3 protein-coding genes and 1 pseudogene are annotated in these 6,625 nt (G+C 69.7%); 3 read left to right on the top strand and 1 reads right to left on the bottom strand.

The features are described from left to right. Nucleotides 1-71: 71 nt before the first annotated feature. On the bottom strand, nucleotides 72-899 hold the full coding sequence (locus tag ACGFNP_RS53960; RefSeq protein ID WP_393331907.1) for an MBL fold metallo-hydrolase: 828 nt from the start codon (nucleotides 897-899) through the stop codon (nucleotides 72-74). 101 nt (nucleotides 900-1,000) lie between these two features. On the opposite strand from ACGFNP_RS53960, the pseudogene ACGFNP_RS53955 reads away from it, so the two are divergent. The 3 genes and pseudogenes from ACGFNP_RS53955 to ACGFNP_RS53945 form a co-directional block, all read left to right on the top strand. Next, nucleotides 1,001-2,299, top strand: a pseudogene (locus ACGFNP_RS53955) (alkaline phosphatase family protein); the annotation flags it as partial. 265 nt (nucleotides 2,300-2,564) lie between these two features. Continuing rightward, entirely contained in the window at nucleotides 2,565-4,262 is a 1,698-nt protein-coding gene (locus ACGFNP_RS53950; RefSeq protein ID WP_358321793.1) for a DEAD/DEAH box helicase, read from the top strand. A gap of 360 nt (nucleotides 4,263-4,622) precedes the next feature. Beyond that, nucleotides 4,623-6,464: a glycoside hydrolase family 97 catalytic domain-containing protein gene (locus ACGFNP_RS53945; RefSeq protein WP_393331893.1), complete on the top strand. Its 1,842-nt coding sequence runs from the start codon at nucleotides 4,623-4,625 to the stop codon at nucleotides 6,462-6,464. The last annotated feature ends 161 nt before the right edge of the window (nucleotides 6,465-6,625 follow it).

Here is a 6,625-nt window from a genome sequence, read left to right as displayed (position 1 = left end):
CGGCGTCCGACTCGACACCCGAAACGGCCGCCGCCTAAGATCAACCCGCGGCACCTACCTCGTTGAGCCTTTTACACCGCTCCGAGGACGCGACCCAGGTGCCCGGCCTCGACGTCGTGGACCTTGCACCAGCCGAGGAACTCCTCGATCTGCTGCAACTGGTACGAGCTCTCGTCATAGCTGGTCGCCATGACGTGACCCAGCCAGCTCTCTTCGCCCATCGCGTACACATACGCTTCGCGGGCACCGAGTTCGGTGACGATGTCGGCCGCCTGTACGGCGTTCGAACCGGAAAGCTTCCGCGAGTCGCTCATGCGCTTGGGGATCGGCCGAGTCAGCAGAGCCTGGTAGAGCCAGGTCAGCGGAGCGCCGTCGCATTCCATGCCCAGGAAGGCCATGTCCGTCGCGCCCAGATGCGAGCGAACATGACGGTAAAGGGCCGGATCGACGCCGGACGAATCCGCTCCGATGAATATCGACCGCCCGGCCAGCTGCACCCAGTAAGTCGACTTCGCCCGGATGTCCAGGTCCGCGTGTTCGCCGAGGAACGGCGTGGCCACCAGTCTTCCGCCCGGGAAGGGCACCTCCTCGAAGATGTCGGCCTCGGTCACATCCATGCCCAGCGCCGACAGGTAGAGGGCGAGCGAGGGATCCGAGAGGTTGCCACCCGAGGAACGCGGCACGACGACCGTGCCGATGCGGCCACGCAGCTGGAGCAGCGATTCGAGCACGATGTGGTCCTGATGACCATGGGTGATCAGGCAGACGTCGATGTGGTCGGGCAGGTCGTCGTAGGTGTACCGGCCCGTCGCTGTGCTGTCCCCGCTGATGAACGGATCGGTGATGATGGTCGCTTCCGGCGACTGCAGCACGAGGCAGGCATGGCCGAAATAGCGGATGCGGCCACCGTTCTCGATGTGGCGGCCGGCGCGTTGCGGAGACTCGTGAGTCAGCAGGCCGGCGAGACCCGCGGCGGTCTCGTCGTCGTCGATCTCAAGCGCTTCCGGCCGTCACGTGCTCCGTGCAGTCCACCTTCCTGACCGGCGCGCCGCCGAGCACGCATGGCATCGTGGGCAACGGGTGGTACTTCCGGGAACTCGGTGAGGTGTTGCTGTGGCGCCAGCACAACGGCCTCGTCGGGGGTGACAAGATCTGGGACGACGCGCGGCGCGTCAAGCCCGGCTATCGGGTCGCCAACGTCTGCTGGTGGTATGCCATGGGTGCCGCGACGGACTTCTGCGTCACCCCACGGCCCATCTACCACGCGGACGGCCGCAAGTCACCCGACTGCTACACGGTGCCGCCTTCCTTACGGGTGGACCTCACCCGGGAGCTCGGCAGATTCCCGCTCTTCTCCTACTGGGGTCCCAAGGCCGGCCTGGCCTCCAGCCAGTGGATCGTCGACGCCGCACGCCTGCTGCTCGAACGAGAAAGCCCGGATCTCACTCTCGTGTACGTACCCCACCTCGACTACGACCTTCAGCGCTTCGGCCCAGACGGCCCGGAGGCGATGGCGGCGGCCAGGGACGTCGACGAGATCCTCGCCCCGTTGCTCGCCGATGCCGCCAGGGCCGGCATGATCACGGTCGTGCTCTCCGAGTACGGCATCACGGGCGTCTCCCGCCCGGTCGACATCAACCGGGCGCTGCGCCGGGCCGGACTGCTGTCCGTTCACCGGCAGGCCGGCATGGAATACCTCGATCCATGGAGGTCACGGGCGTTCGCGGTCGCGGACCACCAGATCGCACACGTGTACGTCCGCGACCCCGCGGACCGGCAGACCGTCCACGCCGTGTTGAAGGAACTGCCCGGCGTCGAAGAACTTCTCGATTCCTCCGGAAAGAGCTCGTACGGCCTTGACCACCCCAGGGCAGGAGAATTCATCGCGGTGGCCGAGCCTGACGCGTGGTTCACGTACTACTACTGGCTCGATGCCGCCCGTGCCCTGGATTTCGCCCGCCAGGTGGAGATCCATCGCAAACCCGGCTACGACCCGGCGGAGCTGTTCTTCGATCCGGCGGATCCGCTGGTGAAGGCCCGTGCCGCGGCGGCGCTTGCGCGCAGGCACCTGGGCCTTCGCTATGCGATGAACGTCGTTCCCCTCGACCCGCGGCTGGTCCGCGGCAGCCACGGGCGGCTCCCCGCCGATCCCGCCGACGGGCCGATACTGCTGTGCTCGGAACCACTCGACCGGGATGTCTACGCGGCCACCGACGTCAAGGCGCTGCTGCTCTCGCTGGCCGGTCTCGCCGGCCCGGGGCGGCATGGACAGTCCGGTACCACCAGCTGTCCGTCCTGACCGGGCGATTCAGCCTCGCGCGCCTCACTTCCGACGGCCGCCTCGAGATGTTTCCCGGCTCTTTGCGAGGATAGAGCAGCGGTATCGCCCGCAGGGGGATCGCGACGGCTGCCGTGCTGGACGGGGACGAGTCTGCACCCCTTATGCTCCCGAACAGGCCTGTCGTCGGCGAGGGCGAGGATTTGGGCGCATCGACGCCCTTCCCAGGAGCTGACCGGCAGCAGGGATGTCGAAGTAAGGTGTGGAAGTTTGTGAGGAGTCGGCGATGACCATGAACGCAACCGGCGGCGAGGCAACCTTCGCCGATCTGGGGCTCCGATCTGAGCTCCTGGATGTGCTGTCCGCTCTGGGGTACGAGGAGCCCACTCCGATCCAGGCAGAGGCGATCCCCCCGTTGGTGCAGGGGCGTGATCTGCTCGGGCAGGCGGCGACGGGCACGGGGAAGACCGCGGCGTTCGCGTTGCCCGTGCTGCAGCGCATGTCCCACCCCGGTGATGGTGACGGGCCGGTGACAGTGGTGCTCGTGCCCACGCGTGAGCTGGCCGTTCAGGTCTCGGAGGCGTTCCATCGGTATGGCCGCACGCTCGGGACCCGCGTTCTGCCGGTCTACGGCGGAGCGCCCATCGTCCGGCAGTTGCAGGCGCTCAAGCGTGGCGTGGACGTCGTGGTCGCGACACCGGGACGGGCCCTCGACCTCATCGGCCGGGGAGCGCTCGACCTGCGGGGTCTGCGCACGGTCGTGCTGGACGAGGCGGACGAGATGCTCGACATGGGGTTCGCCGACGACATCGAGGCGATTCTGGCGGAGACTCCGGAGGATCGCCAGACCGTGCTGTTCTCGGCCACGCTTCCGCCGCGCATCGACGGGATCGCCCGCCGCCACCTGCACGACCCGGTCCGGCTGGAGATGGGGCATGCGGCCGCGGAGGGGCGCCAGGCGACACCGCTGGTGGAGCAGAGCGCGTACCTGGTCGCCAGGGCGCACAAACCGGCGGCGCTGGGCCGCCTCCTCGACATCGAGGCGCCGACGGCCGCGATCATTTTCTGCCGTACCCGTGACGAGGTCGACCAGCTCACCGAGACCATGAACGGGCGCGGACACCGTGCCGAGGCGCTGCACGGCGGGATGGAGCAGGAGCAACGCGATCGCGTGATGTCACGGCTGCGGGCCGGGACCGCCGACCTGCTCATCGCGACCGACGTGGCCGCGCGCGGCCTGGACGTCGAACAGCTCACGCACGTCGTCAACTACAACGTCCCGTCCGCGCCCGAGGCGTACGTACACCGCATCGGCAGGGTGGGCCGCGCCGGCCGCGAGGGGGTGGCGCTGACCCTGGTGGAGCCACGTGAGCACCGCATGCTCAAGGCGATCGAGCGGGTGACCAAGCAGCGGATCACGGTGGAGCGGCTGCCGACCGTCGCCGACCTCCAGGCGCGCCGGATGGAGCTGACCCGTTCCGCGCTGGAGGAATGCCTGCTCCAGGACGACCTGGAGCCCTTCCACGTCGTGGTCGAGTCGCTCACCGACGAGTTCGACCTCATGGAAGTGGCGCTCGCCGCCGTCAAGCTGGCGCACCAGGCCAGCGGGGCCGCGCTGGACGAGCAGGAGATTCCCGAGGTGGCCCCGCGGGCCGTGGAGAAGCGGCGTGACCACCGGGACGGCGGCCAGGACGGCGCGCGATACGGCCGCGCCCCGGCGGGTGGGATGGTCCGCCTGTTCTTCAGCGTGGGACGCAGCGCGGGCATCCGGCCACAGGACCTGGTCGGCGCGATAGCCGGCGAGTCGAGCCTGAGCGGCCGCGACATCGGCGCGATCGAGATCGCCGACCGGTTCTCGCTGGTGGAGGTGCCGCAGGCCGCGGCCAACGAGGTGATCGCGGCCCTCCGGCAGGCCACGATCAAGGGGCGGAGACCGACCGTCCGCCGCGAGCGTGACACGCGCAGCAGGCCGACACGACAATGAGGCCGAATTTCCCGTCCGGCTAGGGGAGGCGGTTGCCGCGTTCGTCGCGTACCTCGAACGGGCCCGTTCTGCCCTGTCGCTGGGCAGCCGCTTCCAGATCATGGCGGCGTCACGCAGGACGTCGCCGTAGACGTTCGTCGACTCCGGCGCGGCCTGCGCCCACGCGGGGGAGGCCGCGACCACAGCGGCACCGCCTGAGGCGATACCTCCGAGGAAATGTGCGCCGTGCGGTGGGATTTTGATGACCGCCTCTGTCAAGCGCCTTGACCGTGATCGCGGAGGCGTCGGGCGAATTCAATTCTTGAAGAAGTTAATTACGGCTACAATCGGTTGCAACCCCCAGCCTTCGGGAGGCACCTGTTGAACTGGCTACTCACCGGCGCGTTGCTGGCCGGACTGATGACAGCCCCCGCCACCCCCAAGCCCACCGATACCTGGACCGTCAAGGCCCCTGCGGGCGGCCCCGTCGCCACCGTCCACCTCGACCCGCAGGGCCGCCCCTCCGTGGCCGTGGCGCGGGACGGAGCGGCCGTGCTGGCCCCCAGCCCGCTCGGCGTCACCACCGAACAGGCCGACCTCACCACCGGCCTGAGCCTGACCGGCCGCTCCAGCCGCGCGGTCGTCGAGAAGTACACCACCACGGCGGGCAAGCGCCTCGATCGCCTGTCCGTGATGAACGAGACCCGTTTCCGCTTCACTCGCGGCGATGCCAAGCTCGACCTGGTCGTCAGGGCCGCCCGCGACGGCGTCGCCTACCGCTACGAGCTGCCCGGCGCGGGCGCCGTCCTCGGCGAGGCCTCGGCGTTCACGATTCCGGCCGGGTCGACCGCGTGGCTGGCCGGGCATCGCCGCGACTACGAGAACCCGTTCATCCAGTACGCCGACGTCCCCCCGGCCGAATACCAGATGCCCGCCCTGTTCGGGGTGGGCCAGAACTACCTCCTGCTGGCCGAATCGGCGCTGAACGGCTCCTATACCGGCCCCCACCTGGTCAGCGACCAGGGCACCTACAAGATCGCCCTCTGGGACGCGCGGGTGCCCTACGACGCCGGCCTGACCACGCCGTGGCGGGTCATGGTCACGGGCGACCTCGCGACCGTCACCGAGTCCACCCTCGTCGACGACCTCGCTCCTGGCTCCCGGCTCACCGACACCTCGTGGATCAAGCCGGGCAAGGTGCTGTGGAGCTGGCTGGCCGGTGGCCGGCCCGTGCAGCAGAGCCTGGATCGTCAGAAGGAGTTCGTCGACTACGCCGCGCAGCACCGCTGGCCGTACGTGCTGGTCGACGCCGGCTGGTACGACGATCCGGTCACCGGCGAGCGGGCCTGGACGGATCGGACAGCCGACTTCACCTGGATGCCGCAGCTCGTCGAGTACGGCAAGGCGCACGGAGTCGGCATCATGACGTGGCTGCGCTTCTCCGACTTCGACACCCACGACGAGCGCGTCCAGCGCTTCGGCCTGCTGCACCAATGGGGTGTGAAGGGCGTCAAGCTGGACTTCATCGACTCCGAGGCGCAGGAGCGGCTGCAGTGGTACGACGGGACACTGCGGGACCTGGCCGACAACCAGCTCATGGTCAACTTCCACGGCTCCACCGTGCCCAAGGGGATCAACCGGACGTGGCCCCACGTGATGAGCATGGAAGGGGTGCACGGCGCGGAGAAGTCGTCGAACCTGAACACCAGCCACCTGGCGGCCCTGCCGTACACCAGGAACGAGATCGGCTCGATGGACTACACGCCGATGGCCTTCCAGCGGGAGAGCCGGCCCACCTCCGACGCTCACGAGCTGGCGCTGTCGGTGGTGTTCGAGTCGGGGCTGGAGAATCTGGCCGGGTCGCTGGAGGCCTACCGGGCGCGGCCCGAGGCCGAACGCTTCCTCGACCAGGTGCCCACCGTGTGGGATGAGACGCGGCTGCTGTCCGGGAAGCCCGCCGACCACACGGTGATGGCCAGACGCAGCGGCGACCGCTGGTTCATCGGCGCCGGGGTCTCCGGGGCGGCCCGTACGCTCCAGGTGCCGACGGGCTTCCTGCGGGGGCGCTGGCTCGTCGAGGTGACCAGGGACGGCGCCGACGCTCTTGTGCGCGAGCCGCACGTGGTGCAGGGCGGCACGCTGGCGGTTGAGGTCCCCGCCGAGGGCGGTTTCGCCGCCATCGCCTGCCGCTGGCGCCCCGGCCTGACGACCTGCGCCCGCTGAGAACGCCGGCCTGATGGCCCGCGCCCGCTGAGAAACGCCGGTGTGGGGGGGGGGGGGGGGGGGGGGGGGGGGGCGCCGCCCCCCCCCCCGCCCGCGGCGGCGGGGGGGGGGGGGGGGGGGGGGGGGGGGGGGGGGGGGGGGGGCCCCGAGAGGGGGGGGCG

It is taken from the genome of Nonomuraea sp. NPDC049269 (assembly GCF_043197155.1).
GTDB lineage: Bacteria > Actinomycetota > Actinomycetes > Streptosporangiales > Streptosporangiaceae > Nonomuraea.
This window is presented reverse-complemented; position numbering and strand designations above follow the sequence as displayed.